Source organism: Paraburkholderia caledonica, from assembly GCF_000383275.1.
In the GTDB taxonomy this organism is placed as follows: Bacteria; Pseudomonadota; Gammaproteobacteria; order Burkholderiales; family Burkholderiaceae; genus Paraburkholderia; species Paraburkholderia caledonica.
Map to the genome: position 1 here is coordinate 702,851 of NZ_KB911035.1, position 21,447 is coordinate 724,297.

Consider the following 21,447-nt stretch of genomic DNA (forward strand, 5'->3'; position numbering starts at 1 on the left):
CCCCACCATGGACGCAACCCGCCGTACCTTCCGCTATCCGACCGTGAGCATCGATGGCGTCGATATTTTCTACCGCGAGGCCGGCCCGAAAGATGCGCCGACTGTTCTGCTGCTGCATGGCTTTCCGTCATCGTCGCGAATGTACGATCCGCTGATGCCGTTCCTCGCGCGCGAGTTTCATCTGGTCGCACCGGACTATCCGGGCTTCGGCAACAGCGAAGCGCCCTCGCCGGATCGCTACACGTACACGTTCGACAATCTCGCACGGTCCATGGAACAGTTCACCGACGCGCTAAAGCTCGATCGTTATGTACTCTTTATGGCCGACTACGGTGGCCCGGTGGGATTCCGTCTTGCAATGGCGAGACCCGAGAAAGTGACCGGCATTGTGGTCCAGAACGCGGTCGCGCATGAGGAGGGACTCGGACCGTTGTGGGAAACGCGCAAAGCGTTCTGGAAAGACCGCGCCCAGCACGAAGAGCGCTTATGGCTCAATCTCGCGTCGCCGGACGCGTTGAAGCTGCGTCACGTGGGCACGAGCCCCGATCCGCAACGCTACGATCCGGACAACTGGCACGACGAGCAACACTTTCTGGCGCGCCCCGGGCAGGCCGCGATCCAGACCGATCTCTTCTACGATTACCGCACGAATCTGGAATCCTATCCGCGCTGGCAGGCCTGGTTGCGCGAGCACCAGCCGCCGACGCTCGTGACGTGGGGCAAATACGATCCGTCGTTCACGGTGTCGGGCGCGCATGCTTACCAGCGCGACGTTCCTGACGCGGAAGTGCATGTGCTCGATGCGGGCCACTTCGCGCTTGAGGAGGCGAGTGATGAGATCGCCGCGCTGACGCTGGACTTTCTGCGGCGAGTGCATCGAACAGCGTGACGGCGACTTTGCGAGAGGGTGCAACGGTGTCGCGGCTCGACGTGTTGAGCATTTTTTTCGCTACCTGTACATGTCGAATTCATTTCGCGTCAGTGAGGCACCCTGCGCAACTATCGTCGCCGCACCCATCGGTATAGTCAGTTGCTAGACCCGCGCCGCGACTTTCTTCACGAAGGTATCAGCCGGCGCCAGCGCGCCTCCATCCGCGCTGCGTAGTGCCACCTTAGGCACCGGCCTTCCACTTGCACGGTCGATCAACTGCGAACGCTTTTCGCCGCGTCCGAACAGGTTGCCTTCGCCCCACTGACGCAACGTGACGATTACCGGAAAGAGCGCTTCGCCCTTCGGCGTCAAAATGTACTCCTGATAGGCGGAGCCGTCCGACGCGGCGACCACTTCGAGCACCCCCGCTTCGACGAGGCGCCGCAGCCGGTCGGTCAGTATGTTGCGCGCAATGTCCAGGCTCTCCTGGAATTGCCCGAAGCGGCGCACGCCGTCGAACGCGTCACGCACGATCAGCAGCGCCCACCGGTCTCCGACGATATCAATCGCTCGTGCCACCGGGCACGACGAATCCGCAAGACTCTTACGCGCAGCCATCTGCAACACCTCCTGTTGACCAAACCATTGTCGTTCAGCACGCGCGCAACACGAAGAGATGAAAACTCCTTCACGCCCGAACCAGTTGCATTTTAAAACAACCGTGAATACACTTCACTCAGTTTCATTTTGCAACTAGGCTTCAGTTTGCGTAAAGGACGATAAATGGATTCCGGATGCACACAATGCGTTGTGACGGACCGGCCCAGGTCACGCGAGGTTCATGCGGAGCACGCCGTAGCGCCAGCGCTGGTTCTACTGCTCGCAATGTGTTGCGCGATGAGCGTCGCCAATGTCTATTACGCGCAACCGCTGCTCGACGCGATTGCCGCAGACTTCGGCATCCAGCAGGCGGCGGTCGGCGGAGTGATCACGGCAACCCAGTCAGGTTGCGCGATGGCCTTGCTGCTGCTCGTCCCGCTCGGCGATCTCGTGAACCGGAAACGCCTGATCGGTGTGCAACTGATACTGCTCGCCGCCGCATTGACCATGACCGGAATCGCGGGCTCGCCGCTCATGCTGATGATCGGCATGGTCGGCGTCGGAATGCTCGGTACCGCCATGACGCAAGGACTCATTGCATACGCAGCGGCGCTGGCGTACGAATCGGAGCGCGGCCGTGTGGTCGGCGCGGCTCAAAGCGGTGTGGTAATCGGGCTGCTGATAGCTCGCTGCTTCGCGGGCCTCATTACCGATCTGCTCAGCTGGCGGTGCGTCTATCTGATATCGGGGCTGCTGACAATCGTCATGCTGATCGCGCTGCGGATCGCACTGCCCGCGCCGCGCGTGAACCCCGTCAAAATGAGCTACGCAGAATTGCTACGTTCGATGCTTACCCTGCTTGCGTCGGAACGCGTTTTACAGGTTCGAGGCACGATCGGCCTCCTCATGTTCGCGGCATTCAGCAGCTTCTGGAGCGCTCTTGTCTTACCGCTGAGCGCCCCACCGTTTGCGATGTCGCATACGCAGATCGGCGCCTTCGGGCTGGTTGGCGCAATCGGGGCGTTGGCGGCAGCCAGAGCCGGGCGCCTTGCCGATCGCGGCCTTGGACAATGGACTACCGGCGCGGCGCTCGTGTGCCTGCTCGTGTCGTGGATACCTATCGGCTTCATGCAACACAGCATGGTCGCGTTGATCGCGGGCATTGTGCTGCTCGACATGGGTGGCCAGGCGGTCCACGTCATCAACCAGAGCATGATCTTCCGGCTTCGGCCCGAAGCACAAAGTCGCCTGGTCGGTTGCTACATGCTCTTTTATTCAGCGGGGAGCGGTCTGGGCGCGGCAACTTCTACCTACGTATTTGCGCGCACGGGTTGGGCCGGCGTCTGCGCACTGGGCTTTGCGTTTAGCATGGCCGCGTTCGTGCTGTGGGCTGTCACGCTGGTTCTCGCGAAGGTTGCGTCTCGCTAGATAATTGGGGCTTTCGTTTTGCAACCGGTCGCTGCTCGGCCAAATTTACTCGGCGTTGAGCGCCGACATGTTCACCACTATCGGCCAGATCCGGTGAACGGTGCGAGCAAAGGCGACGCAACATGGTGGGCTTGCCGACCCATGCGCTGCTCAAAACGCCCGTACACTTATGGTTCCGGACGGACGTCCGCTACGGGAGGCTGCGCATGCCGACGATTGCCCTGATCATCCTGACGGTCGCCGTAACGCTCGCCATCGTGCTCGTCATCGCGAACCTGACGAGCGGCGAGAAGAAGATCGAGCACAAGATCGAAAGGCTTTACTCGAGCAACGATCCTCAGTTCACCCGCTCGATGGGGCTGCTGCTCGGGCCGCCCGTTGTCGGGGGCAATCAATTTCAGGTGCTCGTAAATGGCGACGAGATCTTTCCGTCGATGATGGAAGGCATACGCTCGGCGCAGCACACCATCACCTTCGAAACCTTCATTTACTGGTCTGGCGCTATCGGCGAAAAGGTTGCGCATGCATTGTCCGAGAAGGCGCGTGCGGGTGTCGCGGTGCATGTGCTGCTCGACTGGGTCGGCTCGTCGAAGATGGATAAGCGCTATCTGGAGATGTTGCGCGAGTCGGGGGCGGAAGTCATCCAGTATCACAAGCCGCACTGGACAGGCCTCGGCCGCATGAACGATCGCACGCACCGCAAGCTGCTCGTGATCGACGGACGCATCGGCTATACGGGCGGCGTGGGTATCGCCGACGAATGGACCGGTCACGCGCAGGACGAGAAGCACTGGCGCGACACGCACTTTCGCGTCGCGGGCCCGGCGGTCGGACAGATGCAGGCTGTGTTCATGGACAACTGGGTCAAGGCAACCGGAAATGTACTGCACGGCTCGCCATACTTTCCAGAGATCGACGCTGCCGGTGACGGCCTTGCGCATATGTTCAGCAGCTCGCCCTCGGGCGGCAGCGACGACATGCAGCTGATGTACCTCATGGCGATCACCGCCGCGACGCATTCCATCCACCTCTCGAGCGCCTACTTCGTGCCCGACAAGCTGACGATCAACGCCATCGTCGAGGCCGCGAAGCGCGGTGTGAGAGTGCGTGTCATCACGCCGGGCAAGCACATCGACACGCGCACGGTGCGCGAGGCATCGCGTGCTTGCTGGGGCGACCTGCTGGCGGCAGGCGTCGAAATGTATGAGTACCAGCCGACCATGTACCACTGCAAGGTGATTGTCGTAGACGAGTATCTGGTGTCGGTCGGCTCGACCAACTTCGACAGCCGCTCGTTCAAACTCAACGACGAAGCCAATCTCAACATCTACGATCGCGATTTCGCGCGCCAGCAGACGGCGATTTTCGACGACGACGTCGCTCGCGCGAAACGCATTACGCTCGAAGACTGGCGCCGTCGTCCGCTCGCCGAGAAACTGCTGGAACGCACAGTGGCGCTGCTCGATCCGCAGCTTTGACGATTGGATCGGCACGCCTCACTTGCCTTACTTCAACCTGCGGGCAAGGGATATGCCGCGGTCCGCGGCTTGCTGCAAGCTGCTTTAAACGGCGCGCCGCGTGAGCCATTGCAGTTCGACGGCTTCTCACGCGGCTTTCGGGAGACGCGCTTCATTCCCGGGTAACGGCCGGTCGCAGAACCCGCCCGGATCGACAGAAATTCACTTACCTGGCTATCTCTCTCATGGAAAAACGCGCAATCATCATCGGCGCAAGCGGTATCGTCGGCAGCAATCTTGCCAACCAGTTGCGCTCGACCGGCTGGAACGTGGCGGGCCTCTCGCGCGGTCGCACGGCCGTGCCGTCCGGCATCGAAGCCATTACCGCCGACCTGACCTCCGCGCAATCCGTTAGCGCGGCGCTGGCCGGCAAGGCGTTCACCCACGTGTTCTTCACCGCCTGGGCGCGGCAAGCCACAGAGCAGCAAAACATCCGCGTGAATGGCGGCATGGTGCGGCATGTGCTGGACGCGCTCGGCACGACGGGCACATTGCGGCATGCGGCACTCGTTACCGGGCTCAAGCACTATCTCGGCCCGTTCGAAGCCTATGCAAAGGGCACCGTGCCCATCACACCTTTTCGCGAGGAGCAGGGGCGTCAGAGCGTCGATAACTTTTACTACGAGCAGGAAGACCGCCTCTTCGATGCCGCCGCGCAATATGGCTTCAATTGGAGCGTGCATCGTCCGCACACGATCATTGGCTTCGCGATCGGCAACGCGATGAACATGGGCATGACGCTCGCCGTCTATGCAACGCTGTGCAAACACACGGATCAGCCGTTCGTTTTCCCGGGCTCCGCCGCGCAATGGGAGAGTCTCACCGACATGACCGACGCCCGCCTTCTCGCACGGCATCTGGAATGGGCCGCCACCTCGCCGAATGCGCGCAATGAAGACTTCAACGTGGTCAACGGCGACGTGTTTCGCTGGAAATGGCTGTGGCCGCGACTGGCGGAATACTTCGGCGTGGAAGCGGCACCGTTCGACGGCGTCGTGCGTCCGCTTGAAAATCGCATGCAGGATGCGGGCAAGCAATGGGCTGACATTGCCGCACAGTTCGATCTGCGCGAAAGCGATATCGGCAAGCTCGCGTCGTGGTGGCACACGGACGCCGATCTGGGGCGTCCCATGGAAGTACTCACCGATATGAGGAAGAGTCGCAAGGCCGGATTTCTCGATTATCAGAGCACGCCCGACGCATTCTTCGAACTGTTCGACCGGCTCAAAGAAGAGCGGCTCATTCCGCGTTGAGGCGAAACGCGGCAGTCGGCCGCGCCGGTCACGTCAGTTGCGTCAGTTACGTCCGCGATCGAATAGCGGCGATGCGTGGCTCGCGGCAGCCAGTTCGGCGGCTGCTGCGAGCAGCGTCGGGCCGAGGCTCGCCATGCGCTTCTCGTTGAGCCGCACGAGCGGTCCCGCTATGCTGATCACGCCGATGGCGGGATAACCGCGTCGCAGGACGGGCGCGGCCATTGCCGTCATGCCGGGCGCAAACACTTCGTTAATGGTTGCATAGCCGCGCTCGCGCGCCGCGTGAACGAATTTCAACAAGCCGGCAATTGTCGTCGGCGCGTTCGGGCCGTACTGCTTGGGCTGCCCGAAGCCTTGCCGCGAGACGAGTTCCAGCGCTCGCTCGTCGGTCATCGTCATCATCCATGCGTGGCCGGTGGCGCTGCACGACAGGATCGTGTCCATGCCCATGTCGGGGTCGTAGCGCAGGCCCTTCAATGCGCCTTGCGACTTGGCGACCCACGTCAGTCTGTCGCCGTCGACTATTGCAAGCCGCACCAGTTCGCCCGATTTTTCGGCGAGGCGATCCAGTACGGTCTGTGCAATATCCACGATCCCCGAGGTCGCGAGATACCCCAACCCCAAGCCGACGAGCTTGGTTGTCAGCACATAGTCGCCGTGCTCGCGCAACTGCCGCACATAGCCGCAATTCTTCAAATCGACGAGCAGGCGGTGACACGCGCTGCGCGGAATATCGAGCTCACCCGCAATCAATGCGAGCGGTGTGCCTTCCATCTGCGTGGCTAGAAATTCGAGGACCGCCATGGTGCGTTCTGTGACGCCGGGCATATCTGTCTCCAGAGATCCGCGTGCCTCAGCGGAGCGCGGTGAAGCCGAATGGTTGCACGATATGAAACGAAATTCCACCCTGGAATAGCGTCCCACCTACCAATGCTAACCTTGGTTCACGAGATTCCCAACGCCCCCAGGAGTCCCGGCAAACAGCAATTTATAAAGCGCGAGAGCAGCGGACGGCGGCGACCGTCGGCACTTCCGCCATATTCCGCACGGCACGTTTTGCACGGCGGCAGGTCAAGGAGACAACATGGCACATGACGCACAACACGGCACATCCGCGGCGATGCGCACACGCGCGGTGACCGCCGCTGCAATCGGCACCGCACTGGAGTGGTTCGATTTCACGCTCTACGGCGCATTGGCCGCAACGGTACTGCCCAAACTGTTTTTCCCGTCGATGGACTCCACCTCCGCTTTGCTGGCTTCGCTGGCAACGTTCGGCGTGGGTCTCGCCGCGCGTCCGCTCGGCGCGATCATCTGCGGACACCTTGGCGACAAGCTCGGGCGCCGCAACCTGATGCTCGGCACGGTCACGGTGATGGGTCTCGCTTCGATGATGATGGGCTTGCTGCCCACCTATGCCAGCATCGGCGTATGGGCGCCGATTCTGCTCGTCGTACTGCGCATTCTGCAGGGCTTCGCGCTGGGTGGAGAATCGACGGGCGCGCAGTTGATGGCCATCGAACACGCCAGTGCGGATCGCCGCGGCAAGTATTCCGGCCTGTTGGGCTTGTGCTCGCCGCTCAGCCAGATCATGGCGAACGGCGTGCTTCTATTGCTCGCGTCCACGATGTCGGCAAGCGCGTTCGACTCGTACGGCTGGCGCATACCGTTTGTGCTGAGCTTCGTGCTGGTGATCGTCGGCGTATATATCCGCCTGAAGGTCAGCGAGACGCCGGCTTTCGTCGAGTTACGCAAAACGGAGGTCGTGCACGTGAGCAGTCCGCTACGTGACGCGCTGCGTCTGCACTGGCGAACCGTTCTGCGCTGGATGCTGTTCTTCTGCGGGCCCGCTGCGATCTTTTATCTGATCGTCGTGTTCTCGCTCAGCTACATCACGAAGACGCTTGCCATCCCGAAGCAAACCGGCTTTCTGCTGTTGATGGGCGCGAACGTCTGCGCGATTGTCGGAGCGCTTGCCGGCGGCATGCTGAGCGACCGGATCGGCCGCCGCAAGGCGCTCGCCATTGGTTCCACGGCAACGCTGCTGATGCTGTTTGTCTACTTCCAGATTCTCGACACGAAGAGCTTCGTGCCGATGCTTGCGGCCATGGGCTTTTTCCTGGGCTTCACGCAGTTCCAGAGCGGCATTCAACCCGTCGCATTCGCGGAAGCCTTCCCGACTAACGTGCGCTATTCCGGTTCGGCGCTCGCCTACACCGGCGCGAATCTCATCGCAGGAGGGCCGATGCCAGTGCTCGCGGTGTGGCTGTTCTCGGTTTGCCACGGTTCGCCGTGGGGCGTCGTGGCCGTGTGCGTCGCCTTCAACGTCATTTCACTGATCGCGATCCTGACGGCGCGCGAAACGCTAGGCATCGACATGAACCGCACGGATTCCACTTCCGCAGTGACGGGCGATGCGGGCTATGTATCGGCCGGCATCGGCAATGGGCGCCGCACCTGAGGCTTGTCCCGCCTTCGCGTCTTCTTGTCACGCATCACGCAACTTCCGCTTTTATGAAACAGGCAAACCGATATGACCGACCTCGTCTATGTGCTGAACGGCTCGAACCTGAACATGCTCGGCAAGCGCGAGCCGCATCTCTACGGCGCGACCACGCTTGCGCAGATACAGCAGCGGGTCGAGGCGCTCGCTGAGCAACTGTCGCTGACATGTGACTTCCGCCAGACCAATAGCGAAGCGACGCTCGTCGACTGGTTGCAGGAGGCGTTCGAGCGCAACGCTGCAGTCATCATCAACCCGGCGGGCTTCTCGTTTGCGTCGGTGCCTGTCTTCGACGCCGTCAAACTTATCCAGCAACCGTTGATCGAGCTGCACATCACCAACATCCATAAACGCGACGAGACGTATCGGCACTCGCTGATTTCGCGTGCAGCGACGGGGGTGATTTGCGGTCTCGGCGCAAATGGTTACGTGGTTGCATTGCAGGCGATGGCAATGGCGCTCGGGAAAACACCGGCATTCGACTAGCGCGCTTTACTGTCCGCGTTCAAGCTTGCGCGCGCGGGCAACTGCCTCGATGAGCTGGTCCCACGGAGCCGGAGACGGAAAGACTTCGGCGAGAAACGCAACGAACGCCTTCACGTTCGGATTGCCGCGCCGGCTCTCCGGCCATAGCGCAGTCAGCGGATGGCGGGCGTGCGCAAACTCGTACATGACCGGTACCAGTTCGCCGCGCTTCACATACGGCGCCGCGATATAAGTCGGTGAAAGGCCTATGCCGCCGCCCGCGACCACAACCGCTGCAACTGCGTCGCTGACGTCGATGGTAATGGGCGCGTCCGGCACAATCTCCAGCACGCTCTTGCCCGTTTGGAACGGCCACCGCGCCGCCTGACCGGTGCTCTGATAACGGAAATTCACGCACTCGTGTGCCTTGAGCTCGTCGGGATGCCGAGGCTCGCCGCGTCGACGCAGATACTCGGGCGATGCGAACGTGCAAAGCCGGTGCGGCGCAAGGTGACGCGAGATCAGCCGCGAATCGCCGGGGTCGCCAGCACGTATTGCGATATCGACGCCTTCCGCGATGAGGTCCACATACTGATCGCCGAGGCGCAAATCGACATTCACCTTTGGATATCGCGCGCGAAAGCCGGGCAGCGCTGGCGCGAGGATATGAACGCCAACCGGCAGCGGTGCCGTGACCTTAATGGTGCCCGCGGGCTCCGCGCGGGCGGCGACCACTGCCTGCTCGATGTCTTCCGCTTCGCGCAGCAGGCGCTGCGCGCGTTCGAGCAGGTCGCGGCCTTCCGGCGTCAACGTGAGCGAGCGCGTGGTCCGGCTGAAGAGTCGCAACCCGAAGTGCTGTTCGAGCCGCTGCACGCTTTTGCTGACCGCCGACGGCGAAACCGACAGCGCTCGCGCCGCCGCTGTGTAGCTGCCGAGCGAAGCAGCCCGCGCGAAGGCGATCAGGCCCGTCAGTCGTTCAATTCCAATTTGTTCCATGATGGCATGATTAAAGCGAATCTCAACCCAATTATCAAGGCCACAGCTTCAATTTAATCTGTTCTCCAACGACGCCACGATGGCGTCTTCAACGGAGAACAACATGAGCAACGCATCGAGCATCGGCACTTTCAGCAACGTCGCAGGCGGCCAGTCGCTGCGCGGACAACTCGAAGGCAAGACCGTGGTGATTGTCGGCGGCACGTCGGGTATCGGCCTCGCGGCCGCGACTCAGGCCAAGGCCGCCGGCGCACACGTGATCGTGGTCGGTCGCAACGCGGCGAGCACGGAAGAAGTGGCCACGAAGCACGGCTTCGACGGCTGGCGCGCGGCCGACGTTACCGACGGCGTTGCGCTCGAAGCCGCGCTGCGTGACATCGCGCGAGTCGATCATCTGGTCTTGCTGGCCGGCACCTTCGTGGCGGGCAAGGTTCGCGAGGCCGAGGTCGACTATCTGCGCCGCGCGTTCGACGAGCGGATGTGGTCCGCGGTCCATGCGGTGCGCGCGGTGGGCGACCGTCTGAGCCAGGACGGTTCGATCACGCTGATCTCAGGCGCGCTCGCCGACCGCCCCAACGCAAACGGGACGGCAGTGCTCGCCGCTGCTTCCGCCGCGATGGAGGCTTTCGCCCGGGGCCTTGCGCTGGAACTCGCGCCGGTTCGCGTCAACACGTTGTCGCCCGGGCCGATCGACACACCGATCTTCAGCAAGGCGCTAGGAGCGAACCGCGATGCGGTTGTCGAGTCGATGCGCAATTTGCTGCCGTTAAAGCGGTTAGGCACGGCGGACGAAGCCGGCGCGAGCGTCCTCTTTCTCATGACCAACGGCTGGATGAACGGGGCGACGCTCAACGTCGACGGCGGATCGCGGCTCGTGTGAAAGAGTGCGCGCCGAGCGCATGCAACAAACGGTGTCGATCAGGAAACCGATCGCTGCGGCGCTGCATCGCTTCGGGCAAATCCGTTCGACGGCAGCCGGTTCAGCGAGCCGCAGACGCCCATTCTTCAGCATCGGCACCAGCTGGAATGTGCATCGGGGCTGACGGATCGGTCGCGGCGCGCCACACCGCTTTGGCGACGTCCTCCGCATGCGTGATGTGCGAGGACGTATCCGCGAACTGCGCAAAGACCTTCTTGCCGAGATCCTCGTACGCCTCATGCTCAAACCCGTGCATGTTGGCGCGCGCGTTTTCGCCGAAGCGGGTATCGGGCGCGCGGCCCGGCAACACCAGACGTGCCCGAACGCCGAATTGCTCGAGTTCCAGCGCCATCGACTCGGTAAATGCATTCACTGCTGCTTTGCTTGCGCGATACGCGGCGAGCAGCGGCAGTGCCCTCAACGTCACGCTTGAGGTCACGTTCACGACGACGCCGGCGCAGCGCTTGCGGAACTGCGGCAGCACGGCCTGCGTCATGGCGATCGTGCCGAACGTGTTGGTCTCGAACACCTCATGCACCGTCGATAGCGGAGTCAACTCAGCCGGAGATGCCGCACCGATACCCGCATTGTTGACGAGCACGTCGATCGGCCCCGCCGCCTCAACGGCCTCGCGGATGCTGTCCGGGTTCGTAACGTCAAGCGCCAGTATGCGCAGGCGCTCCGAAGGCGGTAGCACGTCCGCGCGTGGCGTGCGCATGGTCGCCACGACGTTCCAGTCTTGAGCGAGAAAATAGCGGGCAATCTCGCGACCGAAACCGGAAGAGCAGCCAGTGATAAGCACGGTTTGCATTGAAACTCCTGTGGGAAAGGTTGACGACTGCTCGTACGATAGATTGCTCGGGCCGTACTCGCTACAATCAAACGTCCGAATTTCATTTGCGAGAGTCCGACCATGACCGACCCACTTGCCGAAGTGGTGACGCTGCTGCAGCCGAGTGCGCGCTTCTCGAAGCTGGTTTTCGGCGCGAGTCCCTGGCGCATCAGTCGCTCGGACGCGGGGCAACCGTTCTATTGCGTCATACTCGAAGGCGGATGCCGCATCGCGATCGACGGGCACGATCCAATCGAACTGACGTCCGGCGATTTCGTTCTGATTCCCGCAGCCTACGGCGTCGCCATGTCGAGCCTTCAGCCTCCGCCGCCGGGCATCGAGACGCCCGCGCCCATGGCGCTCGGAAATGGCGAGTTCAGAATCGGCGCGCCTGGCAACAAGATCGACGCACGAATGATGGCGGGACATTGCACCTTCGGTTCACCTGATGCGTCGCTGCTGGTTTCGCTGCTGCCGCAACTCGTGCATGTGCGTGGCGAGCAGCGGCTCGCCACGCTCGTTGACCTTGTGCGAGAAGAATCGCGCGAGCAGCGACCCGCGCGTGAAGTCGTGCTCTCGCGACTGCTGGAGGTGTTGCTGATCGAGGCGCTGCGCTCATCCGCAAAAACCAACGCATCGCCGGGTCTGGTTTGCGGGCTCTCCGACTGCCGGCTCGCTGCCGCGATTCGCGGCATGCACCAGCGCCCGACGCACGCGTGGACGGTCGCCGAGCTTGCGAAAGAGGCCGCCCTCTCGCGCTCGACGTTCTTCGAACGGTTCAGTCGCGAGGTCGGCGTAGCGCCGATGCAATATCTGCTCACCTGGCGCATGGCGCTCGCAAAGGACATGTTGCGACGGAACGCGGGGCGCATTGCGGAGATTGCAGAACGCGTCGGCTACAGTTCCGCAAGCACATTTAGCGTCGCCTTCACGCGGCACGTCGGCCGGCCGCCAACCCAATATGCGCGCGACGAGCAAGCCGCCGCAAACGCGGATTCGTAGCGGGTTGTGCCTGTATGCGCCGCGTCACGTCGCGCCGCGTCGGTCAACGACTTGACAAGCCAGGTCACGCCATCTAGTTTACCGGACAATTCTCTCCATTAAACTGGAACATGGACGTTCACCAGATCATCGCGCGACGCATTCGCGAACTGCGCGACGCAAAAGCGTGGTCGCTGGAGACGCTCGCCGAGCGAAGTTCGGTGAGCCGCTCCAACATCTCGCTTATCGAGCGCGGGGAAAGTAGTCCGACCGCGGTCGTGCTCGACAAACTCGCAACCGCACTCGGCGTTCCGCTCGCGTCGCTCTTCGAGCATCCAGATGCTGCTTCGGCAACCGAGCTTTCTCCGCATTCGTCGTTGCGCGATCAGCCGGTATGGAAAGACCCTGTTTCAGGATACATACGGCGTAACGTGTCGCCGCCCGCGTATTCGTCTATCCAGTTGGTAGAAGTGGATTTTCCGCGCGGCAAGGAAGTGAGTTACGACACAAGCGCGCGCGACGCCGATATCCATCAACAGATATGGCTAATAGACGGCTCGATGGAAATCACGGTGGGAGAACGGCAATGGCAACTCGAAACCGGCGACTGTCTCACCATGAAACTGGACAGCCCGATTCGTTTTCGTAACACGTCGCGCCGGCGCGCTCGCTATCTCGTAGCGTTGTGCACTTTGCCCTCCGACTCGCGGAACGAAAGATGACTGAAACAATAGCCGTTCGGCGCGTCGGCGCTGACGAAGCAATGCGCTACGCCGATCGGCTCGCCGATCTACTGATCGACTGCGTCGAAGGAGGCGCGTCGGTCAGCTTCATGTTGCCCATTTCGAAAGAAACAGCGCTGCAATTCTGGAAGCAGGTGGCCAATGGCGTAGCGCGCAACGAAAGAATCCTTCTTGTCGCTGAATCCGCGGACGGCAAGCTCGTCGGTACCGTGCAACTCGTCACTGCGCAACCTGAAAATCAGCCGCATCGCGCGGACGTCGCGAAGATGCTCGTTTGCCGTGCAGCGAGGCGCCAAGGCATTGCCGCGCGGCTCATGACAGCCGTCGACGAAGAAGCGCGGCGTGCCGGCAAGTCCGTGCTCGTGCTCGACACGGTGACGGGCGGAGACGCCGAGAGACTTTACGAACGCGCAGGCTGGCAGCGCGTGGGAGACGTGCCCAACTATGCGTTGATGCCTGACGGAAGGTTCTGCGGTACGACGTTCTTCCATAAGCAACTGGGGTAGGCGTTCAGCGCTGAATCCAGCGTGGCCGTTGGGGGCGCGCTCCGTCAACCTCACGTTTGAAAGATCCGAGGCGGCCACCGTTGAATGCGAACCGCCCTCCGATCGCCGCACGACGGATCAATAGTCGGTGAGGCCTCACGCTTCGCCAGGCTGATGCGAACCGTCTTATGGAAGCTTGCCGATACATGCGCTGAATTCGTCGGCGGAGAAGGCGCGAAGCGTTTGCGTCTTGACGTTCCCCGCTGATCCTAGCGCAAGGCCGAACGACAGAAAGCTCTGCTCGTCCGGTGCTTCAACGATGGTGACAATGTCGTATTGCCCCATCGTCCAATAGATCTCCTTCATTTCACAGCCAAAGCTCCTGGCCATTTCCGCAGCCTGACCAGCGCGTTGCGCGCTGTTTTTCACGTTGCGTATGCCTTGGTCAGTAAATTGTGCAAGAACAACATATGTCGCCATGACGTTCCCCTCACTTCCTGCCGGGACCCAGACGCGCAAGACGAACGCGAACGGCTCCGCGCTCACGCACTTTGGACAAGCATCCCGCGCGTAAGCCAAGTATATGCAACCGATCTAGTGAAAAATCGTCGATCACTAGCCGTCAGTTACGCTAAGTATTTGTCGAGACTCAATGGCAGCGATTTGTGCCGTGCCCGCTGCGCTTTAACTGCCGATTGAAACGAAGAGAAGTACCATCGGCGCTTTGGAACCGCCCGGCGTCGGTGCACGAAGCGGCACGCCGTAAGTGCAGCGGAAATCGACGAAACGCGACCATTGAAAACGCACTCCCGCGCCGACGCTGACCAGCGAACCGTTACCTGTCTCCGCAGGTTGGTCGATGCGATTCCACACATGGCCGGCGTCGATGAACACAAAGGGTTGCGCCGCCGCGCTGCTCGTGCCGAACGGCAACGCGGGCGCGCGCAATTCGGTCTGCACGTTCCAGCCGCGATCGCCCAGCACGACATACGGCTCGTAACCTCGCACGCTAGACTCTCCTCCCAGCCCCATTTCCTCGCTTGGCAACAGCGTGTTCGGCGTCCACTGGAACGCGCCTCGCCCGCTCAACGTAAAGCCGCCGCCAAGCGCGAAAGCGCGCTGCGCAGCGAGTTGCAGATACGCGTAGCGCACTGTCGCGCCGTGCCGCGCCGTGGCGAACGCCGCGTCGTTGTTGGAGCCGTCCAATCTGCCGGGACTTGCCACAAGCGTTGCGGAGGCATGCGCTGCTCCCGCATCGCCCGGCTTGCTGAAGTCGTACGTGAGCAGAAACTGGTGTATGTGCGTGTTCGAGTTGAACACCTGAAAGCCGCCGAATTCCAGATCGTTATTGCTGCGCTTGAAGTCATACCCGAGCTGAACGAGTTGCGCCGCATCCGCCGTCGTCGGCAAACGCCAGTCGTAACGGAAACTCATCTGCGCCGAAATGCCGGTTTGCCCATAACTGTCCGGCAGGCGCGGCGTGCTTTGCGCATAGACGCCGAACAGTTCGATGCTGTCGTGCCACGGCAGAGGCGCGATATAGCTCAGCGCGTGGGCGGTGAAACGCGCGCGATTGGCGCGTCCTTCAATGTCCGGATTGCCGCTGAAAAAATCATTACTGGCCGTGAATTGATATGCGATGTGCTGGTCGAGACCAAACAGATTGCCGTAGTCGATACCTGCGAAAAAACGGTCCCGGCCGAGGTCGCGCACACCCGCATTGTCGTACCCGGCGTTCACCCGCAGCGGCAGGCGGTCGTCGGTCTGCAAAATGACGTCGGTCGAATTCGCCGCTTCGCCTGGCGCGAAGACGGCATCCACGCGTCGATAAGGATTTGCGTTGAGCACGGCCAGACCCAGCGATACGTCCGATTGCAGAATCGGCCCGCCGGCTTCGAGCGGCATCTCGCGTTTCAGCAGATCGTCGGAGAAGTAGCGGTTGCCGCTCGTGCGCAGCTGTCCCAGGCGAAATTCCGCGACTGCGATACGCACGACGCCAGAGCTTACGTCCTGCTCGGGCACAAAGACATCCACGAGCGGTTTGCCGGCGGCTCGATAGTGCTCGACCACGGCGCGGCGGATTTCAGCGAGCCGTCCAAAGGTGAGCGGCTCGCCGAGATCGGCCTCGAACGTGCGGAGAAAAGCCGGGTCGAGTTCGGGCAACGACTCGGCGGCAATGCCTGGGTGTGTGGCCGCCGCTGGCGCATTCGCGCCCGCGGGTTCGAACACCAGACCTTCGAGCTTCGCCACCGCGACTTGCGCGGATTGCGCTTCGGACTGCGCGGAAGGTTGCGACGGCGCGCTGCGCGGAGTCGGCGGCGCCGGCCGCGGAGCGACGTCGCGCCAGGCCTGCGCGAACCCCGGCGAAGACTGAAGAGCCGCCAGCAGGCATGACGTCACCAGCGCCCACCGCAGGGGCGGCACGCGCGACGGCTCATCCGCGAATGAAGTGCGCCGCCTAATGGGCAAGCTGCCAGCGCAACACGGGTTGCGTCGCGCCAGACGGCATCGCCCATACGCCGTTCGGTCCGAAGTCATAACCCGCGAAGTTCGCCGGGTCGCTCATTTGCGCGGTGGTCAGGCCGTTCGACGGCGGCAAGCTCCCGCCACTCGCGGGCTGCCCTGTCGTCTCCTTGTTCCAGTAGACGTCCGGCGCGAGCGTGCCCGAGCCGAACGCAATCACGCCGTGCGTCGGCATGCGTTGCGTTTGAACCGCGCCTGTCGCAAACGACTGCGCGACGGTTCCTTCGTTGATGCCGACCAGCCCGCCGCCGTACCCCGTCGAGAAAACCGGACTGACGCTGCCGGTTGCATACGACTGCGTGATCGAACCGAGGTTGTAGCCGACGAGTCCGCCGTTCGCGTCCGAGCCCGAGACCGAGGCACTGCTCCACGAGCGCTCGATATTGCCGTCGTTGCGGCCGACCAGCCCGCCGAACGTGGTGCCGTTCTGGAAGAGTTCCATGGCCACGCCGGTCGAATGCGCATTCGCAATCGTGCCCTGGTTCACGCCGGCGAGCAGGCCGCTGCCCGAGTGGCTCGTGCTCACCGAACCGTTTTCCACACCGACGTCGCGCAGCACGCCGGTTTGCCCGACAAGACCAAAGAGGCCGGCCGAATAATCCGTGCTGAAGTCGGCAATCTCGATCTTTGCGTTGCGCACGTTGTGCCACATGCCGTCGAACTGGCCGGTGAAAGGCGTCGTATGGTTGCCGATCGGCGTCAATGTGTAGCCGGTCGCGTCGATGTCCGTGCCGAGCGCGTAATTACCCGCCAGATCCTGAGAAATGTTCTGGAGGTCCGTCACGTTATTGACCAGCTTGTAGGCGGTGATCTGCGTGATCTGACCGCTGCCGGCCGCGGCAGCCCATGCGGTATTGGCCAGCAACGTGCCGGGACTGTACGTCCCGTTCATGTCGTAGAGCGCATTGACGAGGCCCGTGCTGCGCGACCAGTCGATCACACCGCGATTGGCCACGCTGCCACCGTTGTCGATGCTGGCGGAGTCCGCGCGCAACGTCAGGCTCCCGCCCCCCTGGTTGCCGACGGTTGCACCTTGTGCGATCGTCAGGTTGCGATACGCAGCAAGCGTCAACGAGGCGTTGCCCTGCCAGCCGATTCCCGAGTTCACGTTGATGTCGCCGGTGCTGCCGTTCGCGCCGGTCGTTTGCACGTTAACCGATGTGCCGGTGCCGAGACTCGTGGAAAGCGCTTGCGCCGCGTTGCCGTCTACGGTGAATGCCGGTGTCGCGATGTTCCACTGGTTAGCCCGGACCGTCGCGCCGCCGGTCGGAAATGCCACTGTGTCCGCGCTCATGTCGACGGTGCCGCCGGTTGCCTCGATCGTGCCGCCTGGCTGCAGCGTGCCGTGTCCCGCAACGAGCCACACGTGTCCGTCGCGTGTGGTCGTGCCCGTTGCGCGGATCGCTTCGTTGTTGCCGGCAAGCGCGTAGATGTTGCCGTCGACGGCTTGCAGGCTGACCTGCGCCGCCTCGATCAAGCCGCTATTCGCGATGGTCCCGCCCGCGCCCTGCTGGCCCGGTTGCACGAACACCTGCCTGCCCGAGGACGAGTCCTGCAGCAACACCTGCTGTCCGACTGCCAGTTCCACCGTGCCATTCGGCGCGCTGATGGTGCCGGCGTTGGCCACCCGTTGCCGCGCAATGAGAAACACATCGCCGGTGCCGGATCCGATCGTCCCCATGTTGACGATGCTCGCGCCGGAATTGCCCGCGAGTGTCAACGGCTGGCCGTTCATGAATGCGTCGATGTCGACGACGTTGAGCGTCGACGCGACGAAACGTCCGTTCGTCGAAATTACGCCTCCCGAGCCGACAAGGATGCCTTGGGGATTGATCAGGTAGACGCTGCCGCTGGCCGTGAGCGTACCCATGATGGCGGACGGAGAGCCGCCCGTGACGCGATTGAGCGTCGAGCCGTTACCGTTGGCGAACACGACGCGGTTGCCGCTGCCTATCGAAAAGCTATTCCAGTCGACGACGCCCCGGCTCGAACCCTGATTGATGGTCACCGTCGTGCCGTCACCGCTGATGGAGCCGTTTCCGCGGACGAAGCTTCCGCCAGCGGGCAGCGCACCAGCGGCGCGCGCCTCGATTGAAGCGACGCAGCACAGCAGCGCCGCAGCAAGCGGCAGGAGCGCAATGCGCGCACCTCGCCGACGTGAGTTTCCCAGGTCATACCCTGCCGGCGAAGTCTTGATCATCTCGTCTCCTGTCCCACTCGATGGGCGCCGCATTGTCTGATCTCTTGCGGTTATGGCGCCACATGACCGCTGCACGCACGCCGTATTATTACAGCCGGTTTCAGGAGCACAATGAGGCCAGGTGAGCGGGATATCGACGGAATGTGCCTAAACGTCTGCAGAATTGGCCACGCCGGGAACAGCGCGTGCGGCAATGCGAATGCGCAAACCCATGATTTCCCCAATAGCAGCCAGGCACCGTGCAAACGACGATTAACTTCGCGTAGCCCGTGCTGGGCGGCGCTTCAATCTCACTTGGGATGCGAGCAGACGTTCTCCTGGAAGCAGTACGAACAGTGCGATTGATAACGCAATGAGCAACAACGATATTGCCGATCAGGTTCCGGCTCTTGTGTGGACTGCCGAAGCACGCGGAACCGTTACCTATGCCAACCTTGCCTGCCGCAAATATCTCGGCAATCCGTTCGCGCCCAACACGACGTTGCACTGGGACCAGTTCGTCCTCGAATCCGACGTCAAGAAAGTGCACGATGCATGGCGCACCGCGCTCACCGACGGCGAGAGCGTGAAGGTCAATGCGCGCCTGCAGCGTTTCGACGGTAAATACCGCTGGCACAAACTGCGCATACGGCCGATCTTCGACGAGGCGCGCGTCGTGTCCGGCGCGTGCGGCATCGCGATGGACATCGACGACTTCGTGAAGGCCGGCGAAGCCTACGAGGTCGGCGAACGGCGTCTGCGCTTCGCGCTGGACGCGGCGCGTGTCGGCGCGTGGGAATGGGACATGGGCAGCCGCACCGCGCGAATCAGCGCTCAATTGGCGCAGATTTACGGGCTCGATCCCGAGCAGGCGGAAGTGCCGCTGCAATGGCTGTTCGACAGAATCCCCGAAAGTCATCGCGCCTGGTTCGCGCGCGAGCTGACCGGCCGCCTGCATCAGTGTGTGCCGTTCGAACTGGACTTTCCGATCCAGCTCGAGGATGGGCAGCGCTTGTGGCTTCGAACACGCGGCGAGACCGACTGCGGAACCGGCTCGGAAATCGAGCGCGTATTCGGCGTGACATACGACATCACCGAACAGCACGACGCGCAGACAGAACGTGAACGCAGCGAACAGCGCTATCGCGCGCTCGTCGAAGCGAGTTCCGAACTCACCTGGATCGCAGATGCACAGGGGAAGACGCATCAGCTCGGCAACTGGCAGTCATTCGCGGCGCAGGACGGCATGACCGCGGGTTGCGAATGGCTCGACCTCGTTCACCCGGACGACCAGGAAAGCGCTCGCGAGAAGTGGTCGCAGATCATGAAGACCGAGATGCCGGGCTCGATGACGTTCCGGCTGCGCCGGCGCGACTCCAGTTGGCGGACGCTGGTCGCGCGGGCCGCGCCTTTACGCGACGACGACGGCACGTTGCGCGAATGGTTTTGCATGGCGACGGACGTCACCGACGAACGCGCCGCAGCCGCCGCGCTCGAAGAGCGCAATCTGCGCCTGCAGGTGGCCATGCGCGCCGCCAGAATGACGATTGGCTATCTGTCGCTCGATTCATGGACGCTCTGCTGGGACAGCGTCGACGCGGTGCCTGGCGTGCAAGCCGCGCCGAGCGCGCTCAGCTACGACGCGGCGCTTCATCGCGTGCACGCCGAAGACCGCGCGTCGGTGGACGCAGCGATGCGCCGCGTCGCGCTTACCGGCGAATTCGACAAACCACTGGAATTTCGCATTTCGTTGGGTAACAGGGAAAGCTGGCTGCAAAGCCAGGCCGTGTTGCAGCGTGACGCCGACGGCCGCCCGTGGCGCGTCATTGCGAGCGCCGTGGATGTCACGCAGCGCAAAACGCTGGAACTCGCATTGCGCGAAACGGATCGCCGCAAAGACGAATTTCTCGCGATGCTCGCGCACGAACTGCGCAACCCGCTCGCGCCGATGCGCAATGCCATCGCCTTACTGCGTCGAGAGAAAGAAGCCGGCCTGAAGGCCGGCGAACTGGTCGGCATGCTGAGCCGGCAGGTCGATCACATGGCGCAACTCGTCGACGATCTACTCGAAGTCTCGCGCATCACGCACGGCCGCATCGTGCTTCGACGCGAGCCGCTACTGGTCGGCGCGGCGGTGTATGGTGCGCTCGAAACGGTGTCGTCAATGGCGAGCTCGCGCGGCCAGCACCTCACCGTGCGGCTGCCGCCCACCCCGGTCTGGCTCCACGCGGACCCGCTGCGGCTGTCGCAGATTCTCGTCAACGTGTTGAACAACGCGTGCAAGTACACGGACCCCGGCGGCAACGTGTGCGTGACCGCACTCGCCGACGAACGCTTCGCCACCGTCACCATTGAAGACAACGGCAGCGGCATCTCGCCCGATCTTCTGCCGCATATTTTCGATCTGTTCGCACAAGGCGAGCGAACGCTGGACCGGGCGCATGGCGGCCTCGGCATCGGCTTGTCGCTCGTGAAGAAGCTTGTCGAATTGCACGGCGGCTCGATCGACATTGCGAGTCCCGGACCCGGCCGCGGCGCCACGGTGTCGATCAGGCTGCCGCTCTGCCACGCGCCCGAAGTGCCTGCGCCGCTGCACGACGAACCGTCGGCCGGGGGTCATTCGCATGCGGAGCGCGCTTCGCTGCATGTGCTGATCGTCGACGACAACAAGGACGCCGCCGACTCACTCGCGCTGCTTTGCGAGAGCGAGGGATATCACGTCAGCGTCGCCTACTGCGCCAGCGACGCTCTCGCGCAAGCCGAAGCGGAGCCTGTGGACGCAGCGTTGCTCGACATCGGGCTGCCCGATACGGACGGCTATGAACTCGCCAGGCTGATCCGCCTGAAGGGCGAAGTCCGGCCGGTGCTGATCGCGGTAACGGGCTACGGCCAGGCGGACGATCATCTGCGGGTGCAGGCCGCTGGGTTCGACCATCATCTCGTCAAGCCGGTAGACATTGAATATCTGATGTCGCTGCTCGCGGAGTTGGCGCCGGCTGCGGCATCGCCGCATGCGGACTAACCTGCGCAGATTTGCGCAATTTTTTGCAACGCGGGCTCCCGCCCTCACGAGTTGAACGGCGCTGACGGCGGGCGCCCGATTCCGCCATCTCAATGCAATAACGTCGCTAGGGCGACTCGCTGCATGAAAC

Annotated in this window: 18 protein-coding genes; 11 read left to right on the forward strand and 7 right to left on the reverse strand. The window is 62.6% G+C overall.

The annotated features are described in order from the left end of the window. Window positions 1-7 precede the first annotated feature (7 nt). A complete protein-coding gene (locus H281_RS0109325; RefSeq protein ID WP_020066836.1) occupies window positions 8-889 on the forward strand; it encodes an alpha/beta fold hydrolase in 882 nt (293 codons plus the stop codon). A 144-nt stretch (window positions 890-1,033) separates the two neighbouring features. On the opposite strand, the gene H281_RS0109330 is transcribed toward H281_RS0109325, so the two are convergent. Continuing rightward, entirely contained in the window at window positions 1,034-1,489 is a 456-nt protein-coding gene (locus tag H281_RS0109330; RefSeq protein ID WP_020066837.1) for a winged helix-turn-helix transcriptional regulator, read from the reverse strand. Window positions 1,490-1,654: 165 nt separating this feature from the next. Here H281_RS0109330 and H281_RS0109335 point away from each other — a divergent pair, with 165 nt between their 5' ends. From H281_RS0109335 to H281_RS0109345, 3 genes are all read left to right on the forward strand, one after another. Next, a complete protein-coding gene (locus tag H281_RS0109335; protein ID WP_027804438.1) occupies window positions 1,655-2,899 on the forward strand; it encodes an MFS transporter in 1,245 nt (414 codons plus the stop codon). A 206-nt stretch (window positions 2,900-3,105) separates the two neighbouring features. Then, on the forward strand, window positions 3,106-4,377 hold the full coding sequence (cls, locus tag H281_RS0109340; RefSeq protein ID WP_027804439.1) for a cardiolipin synthase: 1,272 nt from the start codon (window positions 3,106-3,108) through the stop codon (window positions 4,375-4,377). A gap of 224 nt (window positions 4,378-4,601) precedes the next feature. Next, window positions 4,602-5,669 carry an SDR family oxidoreductase gene (locus H281_RS0109345; RefSeq protein WP_020066840.1) on the forward strand — a complete coding sequence of 356 codons (1,068 nt, stop codon included), beginning with the start codon at window positions 4,602-4,604 and terminating at the stop codon, window positions 5,667-5,669. A gap of 42 nt (window positions 5,670-5,711) precedes the next feature. Here the strand turns inward: H281_RS0109345 and H281_RS0109350 are convergent, their stop codons facing one another. After that, a complete protein-coding gene (locus tag H281_RS0109350; protein ID WP_020066841.1) occupies window positions 5,712-6,497 on the reverse strand; it encodes an IclR family transcriptional regulator in 786 nt (261 codons plus the stop codon). 256 nt (window positions 6,498-6,753) lie between these two features. On the opposite strand from H281_RS0109350, the gene H281_RS0109355 reads away from it, so the two are divergent. Both H281_RS0109355 and H281_RS0109360 read left to right on the forward strand, forming a co-directional pair. Further along, on the forward strand, window positions 6,754-8,130 hold the full coding sequence (locus H281_RS0109355) for an MFS transporter (RefSeq protein ID WP_020066842.1): 1,377 nt from the start codon (window positions 6,754-6,756) through the stop codon (window positions 8,128-8,130). Between the two features lie 72 nt (window positions 8,131-8,202). Continuing rightward, window positions 8,203-8,658: a type II 3-dehydroquinate dehydratase gene (locus H281_RS0109360; RefSeq protein ID WP_020066843.1), complete on the forward strand. Its 456-nt coding sequence runs from the start codon at window positions 8,203-8,205 to the stop codon at window positions 8,656-8,658. 6 nt (window positions 8,659-8,664) lie between these two features. Here H281_RS0109360 and H281_RS0109365 read toward each other — a convergent pair whose 3' ends face one another. Beyond that, a complete protein-coding gene (locus tag H281_RS0109365; RefSeq protein WP_020066844.1) occupies window positions 8,665-9,633 on the reverse strand; it encodes a LysR family transcriptional regulator in 969 nt (322 codons plus the stop codon). 103 nt (window positions 9,634-9,736) lie between these two features. On the opposite strand from H281_RS0109365, the gene H281_RS0109370 reads away from it, so the two are divergent. Beyond that, complete coding sequence (locus tag H281_RS0109370; protein ID WP_020066845.1) at window positions 9,737-10,513, forward strand: SDR family oxidoreductase; 777 nt, start codon at window positions 9,737-9,739, stop codon at window positions 10,511-10,513. Between the two features lie 100 nt (window positions 10,514-10,613). On the opposite strand, the gene H281_RS0109375 is transcribed toward H281_RS0109370, so the two are convergent. Then, window positions 10,614-11,363: an SDR family oxidoreductase gene (locus H281_RS0109375; protein ID WP_020066846.1), complete on the reverse strand. Its 750-nt coding sequence runs from the start codon at window positions 11,361-11,363 to the stop codon at window positions 10,614-10,616. A 102-nt stretch (window positions 11,364-11,465) separates the two neighbouring features. Here H281_RS0109375 and H281_RS0109380 point away from each other — a divergent pair, with 102 nt between their 5' ends. The 3 genes from H281_RS0109380 (at window position 11,466) to H281_RS0109390 (ending at window position 13,614) form a co-directional block, all read left to right on the forward strand. Beyond that, complete coding sequence (locus tag H281_RS0109380; RefSeq protein ID WP_020066847.1) at window positions 11,466-12,386, forward strand: AraC family transcriptional regulator; 921 nt, start codon at window positions 11,466-11,468, stop codon at window positions 12,384-12,386. Window positions 12,387-12,496: 110 nt separating this feature from the next. Then, window positions 12,497-13,087 carry a helix-turn-helix domain-containing protein gene (locus H281_RS0109385; protein WP_020066848.1) on the forward strand — a complete coding sequence of 197 codons (591 nt, stop codon included), beginning with the start codon at window positions 12,497-12,499 and terminating at the stop codon, window positions 13,085-13,087. After that, the gene (locus H281_RS0109390; protein ID WP_020066849.1) at window positions 13,084-13,614 is read left to right on the forward strand and encodes a GNAT family N-acetyltransferase; all 531 of its coding nucleotides are present in this window, start codon (window positions 13,084-13,086) and stop codon (window positions 13,612-13,614) included. Before H281_RS0109385 ends, H281_RS0109390 begins: the two co-directional genes overlap by 4 nt. A gap of 165 nt (window positions 13,615-13,779) precedes the next feature. On the opposite strand, the gene H281_RS0109395 is transcribed toward H281_RS0109390, so the two are convergent. The 3 genes from H281_RS0109395 to H281_RS0109405 form a co-directional block, all read right to left on the reverse strand. After that, a complete protein-coding gene (locus tag H281_RS0109395) occupies window positions 13,780-14,073 on the reverse strand; it encodes a GYD domain-containing protein (RefSeq protein ID WP_027778758.1) in 294 nt (97 codons plus the stop codon). Between the two features lie 204 nt (window positions 14,074-14,277). Continuing rightward, on the reverse strand, window positions 14,278-16,017 hold the full coding sequence (locus tag H281_RS0109400) for a ShlB/FhaC/HecB family hemolysin secretion/activation protein (RefSeq protein WP_020066851.1): 1,740 nt from the start codon (window positions 16,015-16,017) through the stop codon (window positions 14,278-14,280). A 34-nt stretch (window positions 16,018-16,051) separates the two neighbouring features. Further along, window positions 16,052-18,316, reverse strand: coding sequence for a two-partner secretion domain-containing protein (locus tag H281_RS0109405; protein WP_020066852.1), 2,265 nt, complete (start codon window positions 18,314-18,316; stop codon window positions 16,052-16,054). 352 nt (window positions 18,317-18,668) lie between these two features. Between H281_RS0109405 and H281_RS0109410 the strand changes: the two genes are divergently transcribed. Next, window positions 18,669-21,317, forward strand: coding sequence for a PAS domain-containing hybrid sensor histidine kinase/response regulator (locus tag H281_RS0109410; protein WP_020066853.1), 2,649 nt, complete (start codon window positions 18,669-18,671; stop codon window positions 21,315-21,317). Window positions 21,318-21,447: the final 130 nt, after the last annotated feature.

What these genes read in the sequence shown, in the direction of transcription:
- H281_RS0109325 (WP_020066836.1), top strand. Translation starts at nt 8, where the DNA reads ATGGACGCAACCCGCCGTACCTTCCGCTATCCGACCGTGAGCATCGAT.
- H281_RS0109330 (WP_020066837.1), bottom strand. Translation starts at nt 1,489, where the DNA reads ATGGCTGCGCGTAAGAGTCTTGCGGATTCGTCGTGCCCGGTGGCACGA.
- H281_RS0109335 (WP_027804438.1), top strand. Translation starts at nt 1,655, where the DNA reads ATGGATTCCGGATGCACACAATGCGTTGTGACGGACCGGCCCAGGTCA.
- cls (WP_027804439.1), top strand. Translation starts at nt 3,106, where the DNA reads ATGCCGACGATTGCCCTGATCATCCTGACGGTCGCCGTAACGCTCGCC.
- H281_RS0109345 (WP_020066840.1), top strand. Translation starts at nt 4,602, where the DNA reads ATGGAAAAACGCGCAATCATCATCGGCGCAAGCGGTATCGTCGGCAGC.
- H281_RS0109350 (WP_020066841.1), bottom strand. Translation starts at nt 6,497, where the DNA reads ATGCCCGGCGTCACAGAACGCACCATGGCGGTCCTCGAATTTCTAGCC.
- H281_RS0109355 (WP_020066842.1), top strand. Translation starts at nt 6,754, where the DNA reads ATGGCACATGACGCACAACACGGCACATCCGCGGCGATGCGCACACGC.
- H281_RS0109360 (WP_020066843.1), top strand. Translation starts at nt 8,203, where the DNA reads ATGACCGACCTCGTCTATGTGCTGAACGGCTCGAACCTGAACATGCTC.
- H281_RS0109365 (WP_020066844.1), bottom strand. Translation starts at nt 9,633, where the DNA reads ATGGAACAAATTGGAATTGAACGACTGACGGGCCTGATCGCCTTCGCG.
- H281_RS0109370 (WP_020066845.1), top strand. Translation starts at nt 9,737, where the DNA reads ATGAGCAACGCATCGAGCATCGGCACTTTCAGCAACGTCGCAGGCGGC.
- H281_RS0109375 (WP_020066846.1), bottom strand. Translation starts at nt 11,363, where the DNA reads ATGCAAACCGTGCTTATCACTGGCTGCTCTTCCGGTTTCGGTCGCGAG.
- H281_RS0109380 (WP_020066847.1), top strand. Translation starts at nt 11,466, where the DNA reads ATGACCGACCCACTTGCCGAAGTGGTGACGCTGCTGCAGCCGAGTGCG.
- H281_RS0109385 (WP_020066848.1), top strand. Translation starts at nt 12,497, where the DNA reads ATGGACGTTCACCAGATCATCGCGCGACGCATTCGCGAACTGCGCGAC.
- H281_RS0109390 (WP_020066849.1), top strand. Translation starts at nt 13,084, where the DNA reads ATGACTGAAACAATAGCCGTTCGGCGCGTCGGCGCTGACGAAGCAATG.
- H281_RS0109395 (WP_027778758.1), bottom strand. Translation starts at nt 14,073, where the DNA reads ATGGCGACATATGTTGTTCTTGCACAATTTACTGACCAAGGCATACGC.
- H281_RS0109405 (WP_020066852.1), bottom strand. Translation starts at nt 18,316, where the DNA reads ATGATCAAGACTTCGCCGGCAGGGTATGACCTGGGAAACTCACGTCGG.
- H281_RS0109410 (WP_020066853.1), top strand. Translation starts at nt 18,669, where the DNA reads ATGAGCAACAACGATATTGCCGATCAGGTTCCGGCTCTTGTGTGGACT.